The organism is Marinobacterium sp. xm-a-127 (assembly GCF_013283425.1).
In the GTDB taxonomy this organism is placed as follows: Bacteria; Pseudomonadota; Gammaproteobacteria; order Pseudomonadales; family Balneatricaceae; genus Marinobacterium_E.
The window spans coordinates 313,398-336,736 of record NZ_WBYH01000002.1 but is presented as its reverse complement, the minus strand read 5'-3'; the positions used below and the strand labels follow the sequence as shown (position 1 = coordinate 336,736).

Genomic DNA, 23,339 nt, shown 5'->3' with positions numbered 1-23,339 from the left:
TGACGCTGTGGTTGATATCGATCCGAGCGCGCTGAACTACTCAACGCTGTCGATCGATACCAAACGATTCAATCTAGAACTCACTGACGATCAGCCAGAGATTGCAGCGATTCCGGGTGAGCCGATCACCGTTACGCTAACCTTTGATGAGCCTCCATCAGCCTTTGATGAATCGGTTTTATTCATCAAACCGGCTGATGGCTCCGAAGTTTTGGATGAACAGAACCTCATTCAGCCTGCACCCTTCGATCTTTTTGATACTCACTCCATCGTTGTAGAGGGCAGCCTGACTCAGGTTGATGAGCGCACCTACACCATTCAACTCTCTACCAACAACAACTTCCGCGGTGAGCTCGAGATCAGTGTCGCTGCTGAGGCTGTCGCTGACCGCTCAGGTAACCCGCTGACTCAAGCGGCTGTGCTGGTTCAGCCGGTTGATACGATCACCACGGCCTTCCAAATTACGCCAGTGGCGGGTCCTTTTATTGGCTCGGATGCGAGTGTGCATCTATTTACTGATACCGGTATTGAACTGACCGACGGTCAGGACTACCGCGTTGATTATGAGACCGACGCCGCTGACGGTCAGGTGTTGATCACACTGTTGAACGGTTACCGCGGCCCTATGCTGGTCGAGGTGCGTGACAACTCTTCTGTTTCAACCGACTACATCAACGAGTTTACCAAGCAGTCGACTAGCCTAGATACTTCGCTGCGCGCCATGCTCAGTGTTGATGAAGCAGCACCTGAATCCAAGCCCATCACTGTGATTGTCTCGCCTCTGACAGAGCTGGCCGTGCGTAAAGCCGGGTATGTTGAGGGTGAAATACCCAGCTTGTTGTCTGCAGAACAGCTCGACTACAACGTCAAGATCGCTGCGTTGTTTGGCCTTGAAGGCATTGATATTACCCGCACTCGCGTCACGACAACGCTGGATAAGCAGTTCGACGAGAACGACGGTCTCTCTGCTGGCGAAGCCTACGGTGAAGCACTGGCAGCACTCGCCGTAAAAGATACCGATACCGGCTCTGCTCGCGCAACCATCGAGATGTTAGTGGACGGTATTGTTGAAAACACCGACAACCAAACACTGGAATTCACACCGCTGGCAGCACTGGAGATCGACCAGGCGGCCAATGCCGTTGACCTGATGCAGGATGTGGAAGCCTCAGGTCAGGAGTTTACTGCAGACGATCTAGAGAAAGCGCAAGCGCTGCGTGCTGTTTTACGCACCGCAGCTGATGTTGAGCCGTTCGTAACCATCGAACAGCTTGAGCTGATCGGCGTTCAGGGTGTCAGCGAAAACACCCTTAGCTTGGCACACCGCCTGCTGACTCAGACCGCCGATGACGGTTCGGATGTGGACAGCATCGCCAAAATCGATGCACTGCTCTCTAGTGCTCTGGCTGCACTGGATACGATCACCATCGCCGCTGAACAGAACACCGCTGCAGACGATGTGACGCACGCGCACTATGTAGCGCTGGGTTTCCCAGACTTTTCACCGGTATTTGAGCAGGCATTTGCCAAAGTATTGGATCAAACCGGTATCGGTGCCGCTCAGGTGGGTGATATTACGCTGTTTGAAGCGATGCTTGGCAGCTATCAAAACCTGATTAGCTTTGTGGTTGATCCACAGTCAGTGGATCTAGAGCCAACTCTTGCCGATTACGAGCGCCTTGGCATCACCGGTATCGACAATGACGATATGGTGACCGTACTTAATGGCGGCCTGAGCACCAACACCGAGCTCTCTTATGCGGTGATGGATATCAACGAGCTGCAGTTCTTGGTAGACGACTTTAACGGCTCGATGGATGCAATCCGCCTCTACAGCGAAGATCCAATCGCCAATGCTGATCAGATCCCAACGCTTGAGACATACCAGAAACTGCGTCTTGCCAACATGGACGAGGCGCTCGTTGATAGCATCAACTCCGTGCTGGCTGATAGCGATATCGTGATTACAGCGGACGGTGTGCGTAACGAAACGCAGACCATTATCAACGCGTATAACAGCCTTCTAAGCTTCAATGCTCAGGACGCTGATGCAGTTGCTCCTGCGACTGAAGATTATGCCGTTCTGGGCGTAAAACAGCTCACCGATGATCGTGCAGTTAACTTTGCAACATCGCTGCTCATCAATAAAACCGTCGATCAGATCGACTCAACGGCAGAGCTTGAAGCGATTGCCGATGCGATCAACGCACTGCTCTACACCGTCGATCTTGAAGATGCCTCAACAGCGGCGACTGATGAAAATGCGATTACCGTCGAGCAGTTGAGCTTACTAAATCAAACCGTCACTCAGGCACAGCTTGCCTCTGTACGCGCCTTTATGGCAACCAAGGCCGATACTGATGTGGCCGAACTCACTGAGCTGACTCATCTAGTTGATGCTGTTGTTACCGCAGCAGATCGCATTAAATCCTTCTCTGAAGATCCAGTCGCAGCGTCGGATGTAATCAACGGTGGTCTGGGTGAACCGACTGAGCTTGATTACGAAGTCGTACTCGCAGGCACCGGTACTACCATCTCAGCGCTAGGCGCAATGAACGAGATCCTGGCTGACAGTGATGTGGTCGTTGGTGAGACTGATCTTCAGACTGAGCTGAACTCACTCGTCTCTATTTACAACGTGCTGTACGGCATGGCGGATGGCGGTGAAGTTAACGAAGTTGATGCGCTATCACTGACCGATTATGACACTCTGGGTATCAACGATCTTGATACGACGGACAGTAACGACCTAACGACAAGCTTCCTGAACTCTCTAATGGATGTTCAGAGCAGCGAAGGTATTGATACAGCCGCTGAGCTGCAAGCCCTTAGCAACGCCGTAATCGCTTTGCGCGAGACCGTTGTAAACGGAACTAATACAGAAACTGGCATCACCGTTGATCAGTTGATCCTACTTGGCTTAACTGATGCAACAGAGGCGAACCTGACGGCACTGCAGACCGTAATCGCACGTGATGCGGTTGAGAGCTACAACAACTTTGCAACATTGGCTGATCTTCAATCCGTAGCAACCAACGTCTTTACTGCGCTGAACACGCTAAGCGCGCACACTGCATTGGATGCTGACGCTGCGAATAACCCTACCGAAGCGGTATACGCACAGGCAGGTGTTGCAGGTGTGACTGAAGATAACCTACTGGCAGTTAACGCACAGGTTCGTCTAGCGGCGACATCAGAAGATAAAGACTCGCTTGAAGAGCTAACCGCACTGGTTGAAGCTGCAGATGCTGCAATCGAGTACATCCGTACCACCGTTGCCCCAGAGATCCGTGCTGTTATCGAACTGGCAGATGGTGAGACAGGTCTCACCCTAGACGAGCAACTTGCTGCTTACAGCGCAGCAGGCGTCACTGATGTCACGGAGGATAACCTGCTTGCAGTCAATGCACAGGTGCGCCTGGTGGTTGACATTGCTGGCAAAGACAGTGTCAGTGAGCTGCAAAACCTTGTCACACTGGCTGACGAAGCGCTTGTCTACCTGACAACCGTTGCCGTTGAAACCGATTATGAAAACATTACACAAGAGGCTCAGCTAGCAGCATACAGTGCTGCCGGTGTTCTGGGTGTGACAGCAGACAACCTTCTCGCTGTAAACGCTCAGATGCGTGTTACAGAGAACCAAGCGACAGTGGCTGAAGTTCAAGCGACTGTTACAACTGCAGATGCCGCACTCGCGAAGATCGAAGCGCACGCCGAAGGTGATGATGCACTTGCAATCACCGATTACGAAGCGGTAGGCGTTCTGACGGTTACCGACGAAAATCTATTGGCAGTCAATGCACAGGTTGTCCGTGCTGAAGATCTAGCAGCAGACTCGGTTGAAGAGATCGGCGGTCTAGTTGATGCGGCGAACAATGCATTGGCGTTCATCCTGAGCGACATCGCACCGCTGACGTCTACAGAAACACTAGATGCTACAGCACAAATCGAAGCCTACAACGCTGCGGGCATCACCGGTGTTACAGAAGATAACCTGCTGGCCGTAAATGCTCAGATCCGCAAGCAGCTTGCTGCGGATAGCAACGCAACAGACAATCTCGATACCGTAGCGGATATCCAGGCTAAGGTGACTGCCGCGAATGATACGATCGCATACCTAGACAGCACAGTTGCGCTTGAAGAGGACTACCTAAACCTTACTCAGGCACAGCAGGTCACTGCTTACCATGAAGCGGGTGTTCTAAGCGTCACAGCTGACAATGTTCTAGCGGTCAACGCGCAGATGCGTCTAGAGACGACAGCCGAGAACAAAGACGCTGTTGCAGAGATCGAAACCATCGTTGGCCTAGCGAACGATGCAATTACATACCTTAGCACTACAGTTGCGCCTGAACTGAACGTAGAGATAATCACGCTTTCAGATCAGTTGGCAGCATATGGCGCAGCAGGCATCACAGGCGTATCTGAAGATAACCTTCTTGCCGTTAACGCACAGAATCGTCTAGTAACAGATGGTACGCTGAAAGATAACGTCGATGAGCTACAAGCGCTTGTGACTAATGCAAACGATGCGATCACTTACCTAGCAACTGTTGCAGATGAAACTGCAGCACCAGAGACTATCGCTGAGGGTGAAACAGGTATCACACTGGCAGACCAGCTAGCCGCATACAGTGCAGCGGGTATCCAAGGTATCACTGTAGAGAATCTACTCGCGGTTAACGCACAGTTCCGTGTGGCAACCGATAAAGCGACTGTGAACCAGATTCAAACGATCGTAACGCAGGCGAATACTGAACTTTCACAGATCGAAGAGTTCGCAGCAGATACAGAAACGGTACTAGCTGAGACTGACTACTCGGATGTGGGTGTGACCGGAGTATCTGAAGATAACTTGCTTGCTGTAAACGCGCAGGTACTTCTTGCTGTAGATGGTGATGCAGATTCTGTCTCTGAAATCCAAGATATCGTGACCGATGCAAATGATGCATTGGCTTACATCTTGAGCGACATCGCACCGCTGACGTCTACAGAAACACTAGATGCTACAGCACAAATCGAAGCCTACAACGCTGCGGGCATCACCGGTGTTACAGAAGATAACCTGCTGGCCGTAAATGCTCAGATCCGCAAGCAGCTTGCTGCGGATAGCAACGCAACAGACAATCTCGATACCGTAGCGGATATCCAGGCTAAGGTGACTGCCGCGAATGATACGATCGCATACCTAGACAGCACAGTTGCGCTTGAAGAGGACTACCTAAACCTTACTCAGGCACAGCAGGTCACTGCTTACCATGAAGCGGGTGTTCTAAGCGTCACAGCTGACAATGTTCTAGCGGTCAACGCGCAGATGCGTCTAGAGACGACAGCCGAGAACAAAGACGCTGTTGCAGAGATCGAAACCATCGTTGGCCTAGCGAACGATGCAATTACATACCTTAGCACTACAGTTGCGCCTGAACTGAACGTAGAGATAATCACGCTTTCAGATCAGTTGGCAGCATATGGCGCAGCAGGCATCACAGGCGTATCTGAAGATAACCTTCTTGCCGTTAACGCACAGAATCGTCTAGTAACAGATGGTACGCTGAAAGATAACGTCGATGAGCTACAAGCGCTTGTGACTGATGCAAACGATGCGATCACTTACCTAGCAACTGTTGCAGATGAAACTGCAGCACCAGAGACTATCGCTGAGGGTGAAACAGGTATCACACTGGCAGACCAGCTAGCCGCATACAGTGCAGCGGGTATCCAAGGTATCACTGTAGAGAATCTACTCGCGGTTAACGCACAGTTCCGTGTGGCAACCGATAAAGCGACTGTGAACCAGATTCAAACGATCGTAACGCAGGCGAATACTGAACTTTCACAGATCGAAGAGTTCGCAGCAGATACAGAAACGGTACTAGCTGAGACTGACTACTCGGATGTGGGTGTGACCGGAGTATCTGAAGATAACTTGCTTGCTGTAAACGCGCAGGTACTTCTTGCTGTAGATGGTGATGCAGATTCTGTCTCTGAAATCCAAGATATCGTGACCGATGCAAATGATGCATTGGCTTACATCTTGAGCGACATCGCACCGCTTACGTCTACAGAAACACTAGATGCTACAGCACAAATCGAAGCCTACAACGCTGCGGGCATCACCGGTGTTACAGAAGATAACCTGTTGGCAGTTAACGCTCAGATCCGTAAGCAGCTGACAGCAGATGTTGAACTAGACGCACCAACGGAAAACTTAAACTCAGTTCTTGAGCTTCAGGCTAAAGTCACTTCAGCAAACGATGCCATCGCTTACCTTGAATCTGATGTCCAAGTTGAAACCTACGCCCTTGATGATCTCTCAGGTGGTGAAGCCGCTCTTACAACGACAGAGCAGCTAGCAGCCTATGCAGATGCTGGTGTGCTTAACGTGACAGTCGATAATCTATTGGCCGTTAACGCGCAGATGCGTCTTGAGACCACCACAGGTAATAAAGACTCTGTCGCTGACATTCAAACCATCGTTGGTCTGGCTAATGATGCCATAGCGCTGATTGAAACCTTCAACAACTCAGACGGCGCAACCGATCTGGGTAATGGCAACACTGCACTGAGCACCGACGATTACGCGGCGGCAGGTATTCTAAACGTGACTGCAGATAACCTAGTGGCAGTGAATGCGGTGATCCTAGGTTCTGCGACAGGCGAAACCACTACGGTTGGTGATATCCAGACGATCGTGAATAACGGTATTCAAGCCCAGCTTGATGCCATGGCGAAGATCTCCGATTACGCCGATGCCTATGTTGTAGGCACTGAAACGACAGCGGGCGATGCGTCAACCAAAGCGGTTCAGACTATCGATCCGGGTGTATTGGCAGCGGCTGATGGCTATACGCTTCACCTAGGTACTGTAACGCTTGAGACAGGTGCTTTTGCCTCTGCGCCAACCGTTGCAGAGATGATCACAGCTTTCCAAGCAGATTCAGCCTACACACTCGCGCCGTTCACTATTGCTGATAACGGCAGTGGTCTGCTTGAGATCACCTTCAAAAACTTCGGTGTTCATAGCAACATGGGTGAACTGCACACAGCACGCCCAACACTGGAAGATTTTGTCACAGCGGGTGTAACGGGTCTTACTGAGAAACAGCTGTACGCAGCCGTTGACTTAGTAGAACAGAAAGCACCTGATCAGGTTGATCAGCTAGCTGAAATTCAGACGGTTGCGACGAACGCAGCGACCGTTCAGGCCAACAACTTGAATGTGGTGCTGAACTACGCCATCGATAGCGCAAACACTAAACCAACTGTAATGACCTACAAACTTGCAGGTCTGACTGCAGTAACCGAACTGACGCTTCCAGCCATCAACAAGTTGATTGCACTGGAAGACAGCAACACTGTTTACGACTTCGATACAGCGGCAGCTATCGTTAACGCAGGTGTACAGGCGTACACGGATGCACTGCTGAAGATTGCGAACCACGCAAACGAGCTAGCGGATGCTCCAGTACCAACACTGGACGATTACGAAACAGCTGGTATCACAGGCCTAATCGCCGATGATATCGATATGATCAACGCGCTGATCATTCAGCGTGAAGCGGACGATGATGGCATCGCGACCACCTCATCAGGCATCCAGAGTGTTGTAAACGCAGGTCTTGCTGCTGTATTCAAACTTCGCGATGCAGCGGAAGGTAATACAGCGGTTGATAACCTCACGGAAGATGACTACACAGCAGTAGGTATAGACGCTGCTGACATTCCAGATGTAGCTGCACTGAACAGCTCACTTGATAGTCAGCCAGTAAATGGCGTGATTGCACGTAACTTCTCGACGCTATCAAGTGTCGTTGCAGCGGTTAAAAAGCTCGTCGAGATTGCTGATGGTACCGATGGTAACGCAACGGATGTGATGACTGCGGATGACCTAATCGCCATGGGTCTAACAGGCCTGGAAGCGACAACCGGTGAGTCGGCTAAACAGAGCGCCGCGATCGCGATCTTCAACGATCTGGTGGATACCAAAGCAAACGCGGATGTTGGTACCGTTGCCGAGACGCAGGCGCTTTACAACGCAGTACAGGCAGCCCTTCGCACCGCGATGGGTGAAACACCTAAGATCACCAAGGAACAGCTGAAACTACTCGGTTTTGATGTTGATAACGCCGATAGCAACGTGCTTACGGATGTTACCGACGACAACCTAACAGCGATTCAGCAGGTACTTGTTAATCTTGCGATCGATACAGACTTCAGTGCGCTGACAGATCTCGCTTCACTAAAAACGCTAGTTAACGATGCAATCGCAGCAATGAATGCGATTTCAACAGCGGCGGGCAGCAATGATGCCTCAGCGATTGTTGATGTCACCACCCTGAATGATATGGGTGTGACTGATGTGACGGACTACGCTGCGATCAACAGCGTACTTGAACTGGCGAGCACCACAACAGCGAAAGTATCGAACTACGGTCAGATTAAAGCGATCGTCGATAGCTACAATCTAATTCTGAAAATGGCCAATGATGGCACCGTTGAAGCTGAAGCTCAGGATTACGACAACATTGGTATCACCGGTGTAACTTCAGCGGATGAAGTCGCTCTTGTTAACAGCTACATCATCGCTAAGAACGACAGCACTCGTGTTAATACGGTGACCGATCTTCAGAACCAGGCAACCGCACTAACAACGATGTTAACACTGGCTGAAGAGAGCGATGTCGTTGGTATCGATAATGCAACAGCGACAGCGCTAACACTTACCGACCTAGAATATCTGGGCTTTACCACCGCACCTGCAACACCAGCGGTATCGGGCACAGAGATTAGTGCAGTTAACCTAGACTCAATCCGTCTAGCAATTGCCAACACCGCAGATGATCACTCAGATATCCTAGATTTCACCGCTCTTGAAACGCTGATCAACGATACAGCGACTTCGGCGAACGTGATTAAGGCATACGCCGCAGCAAATGATGGTGCTAACGCACCAACTGCTGCTGATTTCGCCGCTATTGGTGTGGCTGGAGTAACCGATGCGAACGTAGCTGCGATCAACTCGTCACTCTCCACCAGCGGTGTGCTCGATAGCATCGCAAGCAGCGTCGCAACCGACACACAAGACATCGTCGATGCCTGGGCTAAAGTCGAAACGCTCGCCGATGGAGGCGTAGATAGTGTTGATGTCGCGCAACAGACAGTAGACATAATTCCTGAAACAAATACCCCATCAGGTACGGCAACATCGATTACTCAAAATGGCTTTACCATATCGACAGAAAGTGTGTTCGGCAGTACCTGGGCACTTAATGAGGCATTTGATAATGACCTCGGGTCAGGTTATGCAAATGCCGATGGCGATCCTACTAATGTCCTTATTATTGATGCGGATAAGGCGTATCAACTCTCTGGATATACGCTTAAATCTACAAATGCCGGATACCCTAAATCTTGGACACTTGAAGGTTCAAACGATAGTTTGACGTGGACTATTCTAGATACGCAGACTGACTCGCAAGAAACTCAGAACACGAGCCACACATATCTTTTTCCAAGTGCAACAACAGATGCATACCAGCAGTACAGGTTCAACGTGACCGCTACAGGAAACGGTAACGAACTAGAGTTATTAAACTTCGAACTGTTGATAGATGAGGTCAGTTACACGGTTTACAACAGTGATGATGACTTAGACGGTTTTGTTGGTATTGACGATGATATTCAGTTAGCGACGGCAAGCGACTTTGCAGCGTTAGGCATAACTGGGTTGTCTAATGCGGCGGCCTCATTTTTGAGTCATCTGATTGACGAGCGTAACCTCACGGATGTCGGTGATATTGCGGCATTACAGTCGTTGGCTGATGCCGTTGAAGCGCTCTTGGCGACCAACACTGTCGATGATGGTTCATCCACTGCGGCCGGGGGTGATGTCACGCGGGCGCAACTTAATCTGCTTGGCTTGAGCCTTGTTGATGATACGAACTATGCCGGTGTCATCACGTATTTAAAGGGCAATGGTGATCTTAACTACGCAACCGTTGATCATTTTGCGAAGGTCAAAGCTGACATTGTTGCCAACCTAGACAACCTCTCGGAGATTGAGAAGGCCGCGGAACTCAATACCGCGACCACCAGTTACCCGACGTTAGCCCAATGGGACACGATTAACGGCCTGGATGCCTCGACCGCTGATGATGTGACGTCGTCTAATCTTGCTGCAATCAACTCGCTGCTCAATACGACGGAGGTGACGGGAGCAACGGTCAGTAACACGGCGACATTGCGCACGCTGATTACGTTGTACAAGAGTGTTCTGACGGCGGCGACCTCAGGCGGCGCGGCGGCAGCGTTAACGCAGTCGGAGTATGAGTCGATTGGTGTGACAGGTTTTAGCACGACCACAGCGCGTGCTGCAGCCGAGGTAACTGTACTCAACGAGGTGATCTCGAGCTTTACGGATAACACTCGGGTTGATCGTATTAATGAGGTGGTGGGTATCCGCAAAGCGGTGACGGCTCTGATCGATACCGTTGAAGGCAAAACGCCCGCGATTACCAAAGCTCAGCTGGGCTTATTGGGCTTTGATCTCGACAACGCCGATGCTGACGTGGCAACACCCTCGGTAACTGACGATAACCTTAGCGCAATTCAGAAGGTCCTGAAAGATACAGGTATTGGCACCGATTACGATACCGTCGATACGCTTGCCAAAGTCCAGGCGCTGGTTGACGGTGCTGTGAACGCCCTAGAAGCAGTTAAAGCAGAAGCGGACGCGAATGATTCAGATTCAGTGACCGTCGCTCAACTTGAAGCGATGGGTGTTGAGGGTGCTGATGATTCTGGAACAGCCAGTGATAACATTGCGCTGATCAATAGCATCCTAGATAGCGCTGTTGCATCAAGCGAAGTCAACACACTGGAAAAGGTTCAGAAGCTTGTTGATATCGCAGCCAAAGTTGTTGCGCTGGCTGGGGATGCCTCTGCAGCCAAACTAACACAGGCAGAAATTGCGCTGATTGGTATCAATGATATGGACACCGATGCTGAAGTTGCGCTTCTGAACGATCTAATCGTGGCGGATACTACTGCTCAGGCAACCGTAGCTGAAATTCAAACATTCGCAGATGTGGCATCTAAAGTGTTGGTGAACGCCGCGCTTGAAACAACAGCAACCTTTGATGACACCAATGCGCTGACAGCTACTGAGCTTGAAACTCTCGGTTTCACTAACGATACAAATTCACCGCGCACGCTGACCGCTAATGGTGCAGCGAGCGACTCTGTAAATGCAGAGAACCTAGGCTTAATCCGCCTAGCGATTGCCAATACAGCGAACGATTATTCAGGCGTAAACCGCCTCACCAAACTGACCACACTTGTTACAGACGTTGCCACCGCAGCCAACAAACTTGTGAACTTTGCTGAATCTGTTCCTACCCCTACAGATGCTGCACTGATCCCAACCGTTGCTGACTTCGAAGCGATTTTTGTAACAGGTGTGGACAGCACTAATTTGGCATCTGTACTGGATGTCTTAGCGCAGTCTAGCGTCACAGTATCTAGCGACATTCAGGCTAAGGTTCAGGCGGTTGTTAATAGCTACAACCTTATTCTGACAGCTGCTGATGCGACCGATAACGACACATCAACAATTGCTGAAACGGATTACACCAACCTGGATGTAACGCTCAGCGATGATGCCGTGATCAAAACAGCTCAGATCAGTATTCTGGGGGACATTATCGATATTCAATCGAATGACGATGTCGATACAGTCACTGAGCTACAAACTATCGCGGATAACATCAAAGCGGTGCTGGATACAGCGGTACTTGCCGATGGAACAGATCCGGCTACCAACGGTGTTACCTTTGAACAGCTGAACGGCCTAGGAATCAGTGGCGCTACTGCCGATAACATCGCAGCGATCCGTATCGCGCTGATGAACAAAGGCAGCGATACCAACCTGAGCTCTATTGATAGTTATGACGAACTGAAGTCGTTGGTAAACAACGTGATCAACGCACTCGAAATCTTAGCGAACTACGCTGCTGATGAAGTGGCCGCAGAGCAGATTCCAGATGTAGATACATACAACTACGCGACCTTCCTAGAAGTCACCGGCGATAACTTTGAGGCGGTACAGCGTGAGCTGATTGCGGCTGAGCGTGATGATGCCGATACCACCGCCAAGTTGCAGGCGGTTGTGGATGCGGGCTTGGCGGTTCAGAAAGCTGCGCTTGAGAAGATCGTGGCCTACAGCACTCCGGTTGCCAGTGGCACGGTCGTGGATGCAGGCGATAGCACAATCAACGCAAATGGTAGCCTCAACGATGCCACCCCGCGCCACCTGAGCATGGATCTGACGGGGCTATTGGCCACCGACAGCTTCACCCTGCGTGTTGGCAGTGACACCTTGGTCACTGAAGCTCTAGCAACGGCTGATGCAGCGACCTTGGTTGCGGCCCTAGAGAGCGTAACGGGTTATGATGATCTAGCCTTTAGTGTGCGTGCTGATGGCGAGGTGCTGCACATTGAGTGGAAAGACTGGGGTGCCTATGGCGCTGCAGCCACATTGCGTGCCGCACAACCGAGCCTAGATGACTATCTCCTATCGGGTGCCCAGTTCCGCACTAGTAACGGCATTGATGCCGACAACCTCTATGCGGTGAACAAGGTCGTTGAAGGAAGCACCTTCACGGCAGTGACTACGAGTAACGTTGCCACGGTCGTGGGTGAACTTGAGACTGAGCTGGAAACAGCAGGGCAGGGCTTGGATGCCCAAACCGCGGCATTGGCAATCATCGAAGCCTACGCCGATGGCGGTTCAACCGCACCCACAGTGGAAGATTACACGCTGGCGCAGGTGACGGGCGTTACTGAAGACAATCTGGTGGCGGTTAATACCCAGCTTAAAGCGCTGAATACCAATATCACGACTACGCATACCGTCAGTGACATTGAAGTCGCGGTTGCCTCGGCCAATACCAAATTGGCAGCCTTTGAAGCGAATACACCAGCCGATCCGCAGGTAGGCTTTACGGTGGCGGAATACGCCGCGGTCGGCCTTGCCACAGGCATCAGCGATGATGTGGCCAACGGCATCGATAACCTGAAAGCCGTCAATGCCCAGGTGGCCTTGGCCGCTGAGGGTGATGCCAACCGGGTGCTCGACCTAAACTACTTACTGGCTAAAGCCGATGCCGCCATTGCCGCTATCGAGGCCTACAACAACGGCACCTTGGGTCGCGAGCTCACCGTCGATGACTACGCCGCCGCAGGTATCACCGGCGTCACACCAACAACACTCTATGCCGTCAACAACGAAGTGAAGTTCGATAGTGCGCTCGTCCTTAACAGCGTCAGCGAAATACAGGCGGTTGTGGATCCCGGTCTGGTAGCGGCTTCGGATGCCCTAACGTACACACTAGCCATTGCTGCCGACGCACAAAGCTTTAGTGAGCTTTCCAGCACGACATCGTCCTTCGTGCCCCAGATCGATAATAACAGCGATCAAGACGCTGCAGGTATCGTTGAGACTTTTTTCAATTGGCACGAACCTAATAATTATGACGCTTATAAGGCCTTTGATAGCAGCACAGGTACAGGCGACAGCAATGGTGCTCACAGTGAAGGCGCTTTGAATGGGTCCAACTCAGCCATTTTGGGTTGGAAGGATCCCGCAACAACACCCACAAATCTTGGCGCATTCCAATCCGTAACGGTTATCGCACGTGCTGGCCTGGGTGGTCGCGTGCCGGGTGAATTCGCTGTTGAGGGATACAATCCCGATACCTCGAACTGGGAACCGATTGGGAGCTTCACCAACACAACCCAAGGCGGTTTTTCCGTTACGAGAGAACAGCTCTTAAACAAACCCTATGACGCCTACGACTTTCCAGAGGAAAAGCTTTACTCAGGGTTCCGCTTGGTTATCGATACAACGGCCAACCAAGAAAATTCTGGGTCTGATGGTTACATTAATATTAACCAGCTTACGTTTAATACCAAGACCCCGATTGATAATAGCTACGTTACTGCCTCTTTAGAGGACCTAAATACCGCCGGCTTACTAGGCGTATCAACTGATAACTATGCAGCGGTCGTAGAGCAAATTGCACGTACCCAGCCAACTGATGCAGCTGGCTTACAGGCGGCAGTGGGTTTGGCTGACGCTGCGATACAGTTACTAACCGATTATGAAGACGGTGACACAGCCTTAACGGTGGATGACTTTGTGGCTGCCGGCCTTGAAGGAGTTGACACCTATAACCTTGAGTTTGTTGTTGCGCGTTTGGAAGCCCAGACCGATGCGGCGTTGAAAGACACCTGCAGTGAGTTGCAATCCATTGTGACCAGCGGTGTAAGTGATTACCGCGGTGAGCTTGATACGCGGATTAATACTTTCGCCAATGATCCGATCACTGTTTTCACTGCCGAAAGCGGTGGTGATGACAACGCGCTATTTGATAATACTGTCCTTGCCGCCTCAACCGATTTGATCAGTGGCGTATCAGCTACGACCGGTCTGGTTGACGGCATAACAAATCAAGACAGCGGCGAAGTGCTGAGCAGCGAGATCACGCTAGGCGCCGAAGCCAGCGGCAATACACGTTTGCGCTTTGAGAGTTTAAAAGCGGCATTCAACAGCGATGTAGTGGCGACCCTGCCTGAAGAGTTCGTGGTGAAGGGACGCCTCGACTACACCGCCGACGCCTCTATTTGGTATGACCTGGCAACGTTCACACGATCTACAGTCGATCTCATGCCGGCAGGTGCCACCACCAATACGGTAGATGGCGTGACGTCTTCTTCTTCTAATGATGCGGGTTTCTACTATCGTGCCTACGATGCGCTAGACGATGTCGTCGCTACGGCTAGTAACAATCAAAACTCTTGGGCTGTTACCCAAGATGGTGTCGAGTGGTGGCAAGTTGATTTGCCCAGCGAAAAACTGGTTACTGAGTTCTCCATTACCGGCGTAGCAATGCCCGCGCGTGGTCCGGGTGCTTTTGTACTCCAAGGTTTTGATGGTGCAAATTGGGTCGATCTTGATGTGGGTGGGCAGAATTTAGCGACACCCACCAATATGTCGGAGCTGATTGATCAAAGCGGCAGCTTTGAGCTGCAAAGCGGTAGCAGTCAGTACATCGATGTACCTGACATCACCATGGATGGTGATTTCACCATGCAATTCTGGGTTAATCTGGAAGGAACAACACCTGATGAATGGTCCCGAATTTTTGACTTTGGCTTAGGTGAGAATAACACCAATGTTTTGCTTGCATTTGATGGCAGCAATGGTCTGAGATTTACCACAAATATTAGTGGTGGTACGCAGGCACGTGTTTACACTCAAGCAGGTGTTTTACCTAACACCGGGTGGCATCAAGTTACAGTCAGTTTGGAAGACGATAAAACACCCCACATTTATATCGACGGTACCGAGATCGCGACCGTTAATCAAAGCACTGGTGCAGGTCTGACGGCGGGACAGCTGCACACCTTCTCTAACACCACACTGACAAGCAATTTCATTGGCAAATCGAATTGGCCAAATGGTTACCCCACCATGAAAGTGGGTGAGGTACGTATTTGGGATAAGGCGCTCACGCAAAGCGAGATCGATGCAAGCTTGCTGTCGCCGTTGAATGGTGATGAGGCGGGTCTTGAATATTACCTAAAGGCCTATGACGGCACGCTTGAAAACCATGCCACAAACTCCAGCATGGGGTCTGCTACACCCATTAATGGATCTCAATATTTAAGTGAGTACTCGGATACCCAGACGTTAACGGGTACTGAATCGCTGATTGCGCAAAATGGTGCAGTGGATTTTAACAACGGCGCCATAGACTTAGGTGATATTACCTTGGGTGGCGCTGTAACGTTGCAGGCTTGGGTAAACCTAGATGGCAACACGCAATCAGCTATGTCGCGGATTTTTGATTTAGGGAACGGTGCGGCCAACTCCAATCTCATTTTAGGCTTTAACACAAACAATAAGCTTTACATGAGTGCCTTTGATGGCTCGACTTCGTCAACGAGCACAAGTCCCTCAAGTATCCCTAATAGCGGCTGGCAACACATAACTTTCAGCATCTCGGATGCTGGTGCAGCTACGGTCTATTTAAACGGTGAGGTGTTCCATACCTTTGCTACCCAAGTACCTGACCAAACGACTCGTACCAGTAACTTTATTGGCGACTCAAACTGGTCCCAAGACCCTGCGTTTGACGGCTACATTGGCGAGGCAGCTGTTTGGAACCGTGAGCTTACACAGCAAGAAGTTCAGGCCAGTATGTTGGCGGCACCCACACTGACTGATAGTGATTTGGTCGCCTATCTGCCGCTCTATGAGGGTGAAATCTACAATGCTGTTGCGGGTAGTGACGTCGTAACCGCTAACTCCGGAGCACAATTTACATCTGCCACACGTGACTGGGATCCGCGCGAGACCAAGACCTTTGTGGTTGATGAGCCCGGATTGTACTCGAGCTACCGCATTTCCATCCCCAACGATCAGTCACACGACACCCATGTGGGCTTTGATGAAATATCGATGACGGCCTACGACGTGACGTTCAACGCGGCGCCTGCATCCGTTTTTTCAGCCAATAACACGCTCGCCAAAGACCTTGCCTATGACGCGCTGACTGTCAGTGCCTCTGCCGCGGCGTCGGGTGACGCTGCCATGGCTGAACTTAATCTCATTGTCGATCGGGTGACGGCGTCGGAAGGCTTTAGTGTGAGTGACCTCACGGCGCTCAATATCCAGAATGTGGACGCAGATCTGTTACTGGGTTATCAGCAGCGCTTACTTACCACATTCTCAACTGACTACGTCGCCGGTGGTGAACTTCAAGCCATCGTCGACGAGGTGAACACCGCTAGCCAGACAATCATCACGGCTATTGCAACCAATCAGACCGCGTCATTGACGCTCACTGATTTACAGCAGGCGGGTATTCAGGGCGTTGCCGATGCGGCCACGGCGGCTGCGGTAGTGCAAAAGCTTGCGCAACTCACAAGTGTTACGCAGACAGCGCAAATGCAGCACGCGGCTGACGAGATTGCAGTGGTGTTCGATAAGGTTAAGGCCTTTGTCGATGCAGGTATTAGCCAGCCGACCAATGCCGAGCTGGAACTTCTGGGTCTATCAACCTACGAGGCGACTGATTACGCGTCATTAATCAGCACGTTAGACGATCTGAGCGCTGGCGCTATTACCTCCATGGCGGATCTTGAAACGCAACTGCTGGTTGCGGAGCAACTCAAAGCCACGGCCTTGGCAAGGCTCCACGTGGTCTCTGATGCGGCACTCAATACGGGTGATTTCGTCCCCGATCTCGATGCGGCGGGTAATGAGGCCTATGTATTCGGAGCGAGTGTGCGGACAACCTACGACTCAAGAGGTGCGGTTAACGCGTTTGATGATAATACAAGCACACTTTACCACTCGGATACAAACGGTTGGTCTGCAGATCAGTGGGTGGCGTTTGTTGATCCAACAGGTTTGCTTGCGGGTATTCCCACTGCTATTGAATGGGTTGGCAGATCGAGTTTTGGAGCGCGTATCCCCAATAACTTCCTCTTTGAAGGCACAAATGACGGCGGAGCGACCTGGGAAATCATCGAGCGCTTCGATAACGACACCCTGACGTCTGGTGAGCTGTCATTTGCGGTTGCTATTCAAAACCGAGGTCAGAGTTACAGTGGTTTCCGGCTCTATTCAGAAGATTTAATGAGTAGTGCGAGCGAGACGAACAGTCTCAATTTGACCGAACTCCGCTTCATCGTAAAGCAGACCGCGACAGTTGAAGCGTATGCGCTTGCCGGCATTAACGGCGTGACTGAGGCTAATCTGGATTACGTGAGTGCTTACCTGCGCACTGCGGGTGCGGCCGATACTGTCACGCCAACACTGACCACTTTGCAGACACGCGTATCAGACGCTGAGGCGCGGGTTGCCAAACTCGAGGCCTGGCAAGGTGGAGACGCAAGCGCCGCATGGACCCGCGCCGACCTCGTCGCTTTTGGCTTTGAGGATTGGATTGCCGAAGATGATATTAATCTCAATGGCTTGTTAGCGATATTGGGTGATAGCGACACCGGATCGAGCTATGCTGAAGTCGTGTCCGTGTTGGGCACTGCAGCTGCAGCGTTTCATGCACAGATTGCGCGATTTGAAGCGCACTTGTCGGCAGGTGGTGTCGATACTGCGGCCACAGAAGTAGATTTCGTTCCTGACTACGACCTCAGTAATGAGGCGAAGGCAGGACTGGTCTTCGATGCGACGGGTCCACTTTATGGAAACAATGGTTCTGACTACACGAAATATGCAACTACCTGGGGCGCAAACAATGTCTTTGATAAACAGTATTCAACGTCTGCTACCACTACCGGAGTAGGCTGGCATAGCGGTGCTGGAAAACCCGAATTCATCGGTTGGCGAAGCGAGGATTTATCGAGCGCGCAGGTACTCACCCGTGTTGTATTTGATGCAAGAGCAACTTATGGCGCGAGAGTTCCCAACCAGTTTGATCTACTGGGTTGGACGGGCAGTGACTGGGAGCTGATTAGAGAAAATCTCACAAATACAGCAAGCGACAGTGGCAGTGGTGTGAGCATTGATATTGATTATGACGTAAACAATCCTGCAAAAGCGTATACAGGGTTCGCCATCCGTATTGATAGTTCTAACGATGCCGATGGCTGGATTAACCTAGACGAACTTTTGTTCTACACCAAGCCGGCAACATTTGACGTTAACGAGACGCAACTTGCCGCACTGGGCTTTGAGGGACTGTCGTCTGCTCAAGCCGCTATTTTTAGTGATCTCGTAGAAAAAGCGAGTGGTGCAGCCCTGACCACTACCATGGAGCGCTACGCTTACCTGCAAACTGTTCACACGAACCTTGCGCAGCTTGAGGCTTATTTTGATCAAGCCTCACTGTTTGCCGCAGGTGATGACAGTCAGAAACTGACGCTGTCCGAATATCAAGCATTTGCGGTTCTGCTGGCTGACCTAGACATAGATTTTGAAGCGCCGATCGACGCATCGGTAGCGGCAGCTATCGATGTGGCACTGCGTGATACAGGTAATCTAGTTGACGTAAGCCATGCCTTGCGGGTTATGGAAGTGGCCGTCGGGAGATACTTCGACGCCGCAGCGAAGGCTTCTGATTATCTTGATCGCAACGCATACAGTGTCGGCGTTGAGGGCAGCGAAGCTAACTTCCTTGACGCGCCGTTAACAGCTGACGGGCAGGGCGCTGTAGCTACTGCTTCTTACAACTCTACGACATACGTCTACACAGCATTCGATGGCGAAAAGGCGATAGATGACACCGCTGATGCACGTGGCTGGTTCTCCGAGGATAATGCTGGTTTCGCTGTACTGAGTTTGGGCGGTGATTCACGTGGTTGGGATCAGTCTAAGCCGGCAGAGATTCTAAAAGAGGTAAGAATTTGGCCAAACTCATCTAACGCTAACTGGCGCAATGGTGCGCCGGAAGAATTTAACGTGTGGGGCTACAATCCAGAGAGTGATGAGTGGGAGTTAGTCGCCTATTTGCAAGGTCCAAACACTTTGCAGTGGCCAATGAGTTTCAATATTGAATCTAGTACGCCATATAACGGTTTCAGACTGGAAATGCTCGATCATATTGGTGATCTGTCCGAATACGATCAGGTAGATTTTGGCGTATCGGAGGTGGAGTACATAACTCAGAGCGTTGCCACCACGTTAACGCTTTCGGACTACAGGGACCTCGGTTTCGGCAACATAACAGATACAGCCGTACAAGCGATGAACGTTCGTTTGGCATCAGAGATAAAACCAGCGGTAATCAGTCACGCGACGTTGAAGCCGATAGTTGATGATGTGTTGGCACACGAAGCGGCGCTCCAATCAATGATTCGGCACGAAAGTGCCGTAACAGACCCAAGCGTTTACGCGGACGCGGGTCTTGTTGGTGTGAACGCGAACAATATCGACCGAATTAATACGCTACTCCTGAATGACCCACGCGGAGCAGCGCTGCGCTTATCAGAGATTCAAGAGCTCATTGATCATCAGAACCATCAGTTTGAAGCGCTGTTTGATTTTGTTAACGCGATCTCAGCCGACACTGACAACTATCAAAAAGCGCTAGCGGACGGCACATTTGTTGAAAATAATATGACGGCCTCTAGCCCGTTAGTAGACGGGTTTGTGTTTGCTAAATCTTGGTGGGGTCCGGGTTGGGATGCCCATTATGAAATCTTTGATGGTACTGAAAGCGGCGCCGGAAATGGATATGCCAGTGATTACAATGTTGCCGACGTGTATGCGGGGGAGCCGGAGGGCATAATTGGCATCTACGATATCTATCAGTTGATCGGTCCTCGCGTGTTAGACAGCGTGAGCATTAATTTACGTACTACCGGGGAAATAACGACAGGCTTCTGGATACAAGGCTATAACGCCACATGGCAGCGATGGGAGAACATTCATTACAGTGACGCTCATAGTACGAATGCGGGAACGCAAACTATTGATGTAGATAGTGATAAGGCTTACAGCGGATTCCGTCTCTATCTACAAGCGCCCGACGATGGTATCACCGTTATCAATGAGTTGTGGTTCAACACCAAGGGCGCGGACCTTTTCGACGAGGCGGGAATTCAGGGCATAAATGCTTACAACGCGGCCTTTATCTCGGCGGCGCTGGTCACCGCGCAGGCGAGCGACGCTACCTTGTTTAGTTCCAATACGGCGTTGCAGCAGGCCGTGGATGCGGCGCGAGAGGATTTCCTAATTAGTGAAATCAATCGCGTTGTTAACAACAACAACGAAACCCTAACTGCTGATTTCTACTTGGAGCTTGGCTTTAACGACATTGGCGAGGTTAGCCGCTCTTATCTTGACCAGCAGTGGCGAGACGCGGCGACCAGCAGCGATTTAACGGATATCGCTGCCATGACCGCCTTCGTATCACAGCAGGTACTCCAGCCCAGTGCATTGATGAACCTGTTGTCTGAAAAAGCCGAATTCGGTGCTGATCGATCGCTCGCTATGGCTCTTACTACTGTTGGAAATCTAAGGGAGTATGTGCCAAGGCTCAGTGGTGATGTTAGTGGTGTTATTGAAAACAACCCATATCAGGCGGCGTCCTATCCCGCATGGCGTCTCTTTGATGATAGCGGCGCTACATACTTTGCAGACGATGGGAGTTTAACTTCCAGCAATCCACTTCTATTAGGGTATCAGGGTGACGTCACGAGATGGACGCGTATTCAATCTTTCAGCTACGAATACCGTGAGGAGTCAGGATCAACTGACCGCACGCCGAGAGACTTTACGCTACAAGGTCTTGATCCGCTTACGGGATCATGGGTAGATATCCAAACCTACTTCAATACATCTACTAGTAGCGACAAAACATTTTCAGTTGATTCCGATGTTGCGCGTCAAGCATTTGTTGGGTACCGCCTCAACATAACGAGTGCAAACAGCAGTCACAGTAGCTCAAAAGTAAATTTAGACGAGCTTCAATTCAACGTATATGACGTTGTGGTCGACAGTAGTTTGTTCACCGCGCTGGAGTTGCCTATGGTTACGGCGGAGACCAGTGGTGATATTTTGTTGGCGCTGCTCGAACACCCAACACTTGATCTAACAGATCGCACAGCTGTTTTAGCTGAGGCTCGCGCCCAAGCGATTAGCCTGGGTATCGAGCAATATGCTCTGAAAGCTGGCGCCAATGTGGAGGCACCTACCGCTGCTGAATTGGTAGAGGCCGGGTTCACTGATGTTAATGGCGCAAATCTGTTTGCTGTACTGGAAGCTCTTGCATCGAGCCAGGCCGATGGACTGTCGGTAACTGACGCGGTGGCTGCTGGCGTTCAGGCACAGATCAATGCGTTTACCGACCTCACTGAAAACTTCGACGGCACGAGCCAAATTTTCCAAGGTGAGGGTGCCCTGTTCGTGCCCACTAACGGTACCGGTGGTAATTTTAGCGTAACGAGCCAGTGGGACAACTCAACCCACAAGGTTGCCAATGCATTCGACCGAAACACATCGACGTACTGGGCCAATAATCACGCCTTATCACAAGCTAATCCAGAGCAAGTCTCTTGGGTAAGCAATGACCCCAACTATCGGGGCATTGTTCGACAGATAGAACTCGATGTTCGTGATGCTTTCCCAAGTCGTTTACCTGCTGCTTTCGACCTTGAAGGCTGGAATGCGACTAGTGGGCAGTGGGAGTTTATTCAGTCCTTTACGGATAACACGCTCAGCAGCATTGAGCGCTTCGCAGTGGCCAGTAATAAGGCTTACTCAGGTTTTAGGTTGTCTATATCGGCTTCCCAAAAGACCGACAATAGCGACAACTCTAATATCAATCTAGACGAGATACGGTTTGTGGTTGAGCCCATTTCGAGCGCAACCGACTTTGATTACGACTCGACCGCTCCGACCTTGCTGACCTATCAGCAGGCTGGTATTGAGGGTGTGACGATCAGCAATATCGATCGCATCAACGCAGGCGTTAAAGCGGCAATAGATGCTGGTATTACACTTGATTATGATGCGGTAGCGGAGATCGTCTTTACAGAGAGCTGGATACTGTCGGTTGCTGACAATAATCCATCCGTTGCAAGTGATCCCACATTGTTTGCAGCATTGGAATCTGCTGTTGAGGATCTCTATGCTTTGGACGGGTTCGCAACTAAGGTTGAATACGATTCCCAAAAGGCAACTGGCGTTGAGTTGACTGCCGATGAATTATCTTTGCTCGCAGGACAAGCTCTAAACGAGTCTCAAGCACAAGATGCACTAGCGGAGCTTATTGCCTCAGATCATCAAGTGAAGTCTCAACAAACCCTACGACAAATGTTGCAGCACGAAGCGTATGTAACAGATTTAATCGTAAGAGATCAGTACGAGAACGAGCTCGGTGAGCCTGTCCTAGGAGACACAATTGAAGCAATTATTGCTCTGGATGAAGGTTTGGAAGAAGGCGATATTGTAGAGCTAATCATCGATGGTGTTGTGGTCGAGACAAGGTCGCTCAAGGAAGAAGAGATTACGGCCCATCAGACGAAAGTAAGCGTGCAAATTTCTGATCTGTACAACGCACAAAATTTGGACGAGCAACTAGATTTGGTAGTGAGGACAGTGCAGACCGAGACGAATACCAGTGATGACTCAGGTATTTGGCAATATAACTGGCAGTAAATGACCGTTCGGCTCATCTCTGCCATCTGCATTGTAGAAGAGAAGTCGTTTGCCCAGGGACTTTAAGGTCCGATAATTAGTTGAGACTATTCTGTCAATTTGTTATTGACACTTATGACATAAATTGTTTTCATGCACGATGGATGTATGT

The 23,339-nt window shown here is 50.7% G+C and carries 1 protein-coding gene (only partly in view); it reads left to right on the top strand.

What is annotated here, in order from left to right:
* Positions 1-23,188 carry the 3' portion of an Ig-like domain-containing protein gene (locus XMA127_RS05500; protein WP_173498991.1) on the top strand. The gene continues 4,832 nt to the left of window position 1, outside the view, so 23,188 of the gene's 28,020 nt are visible here — the last part of the coding sequence; its start codon lies beyond the left edge, outside the window; its stop codon occupies positions 23,186-23,188.
* Positions 23,189-23,339: the final 151 nt, after the last annotated feature.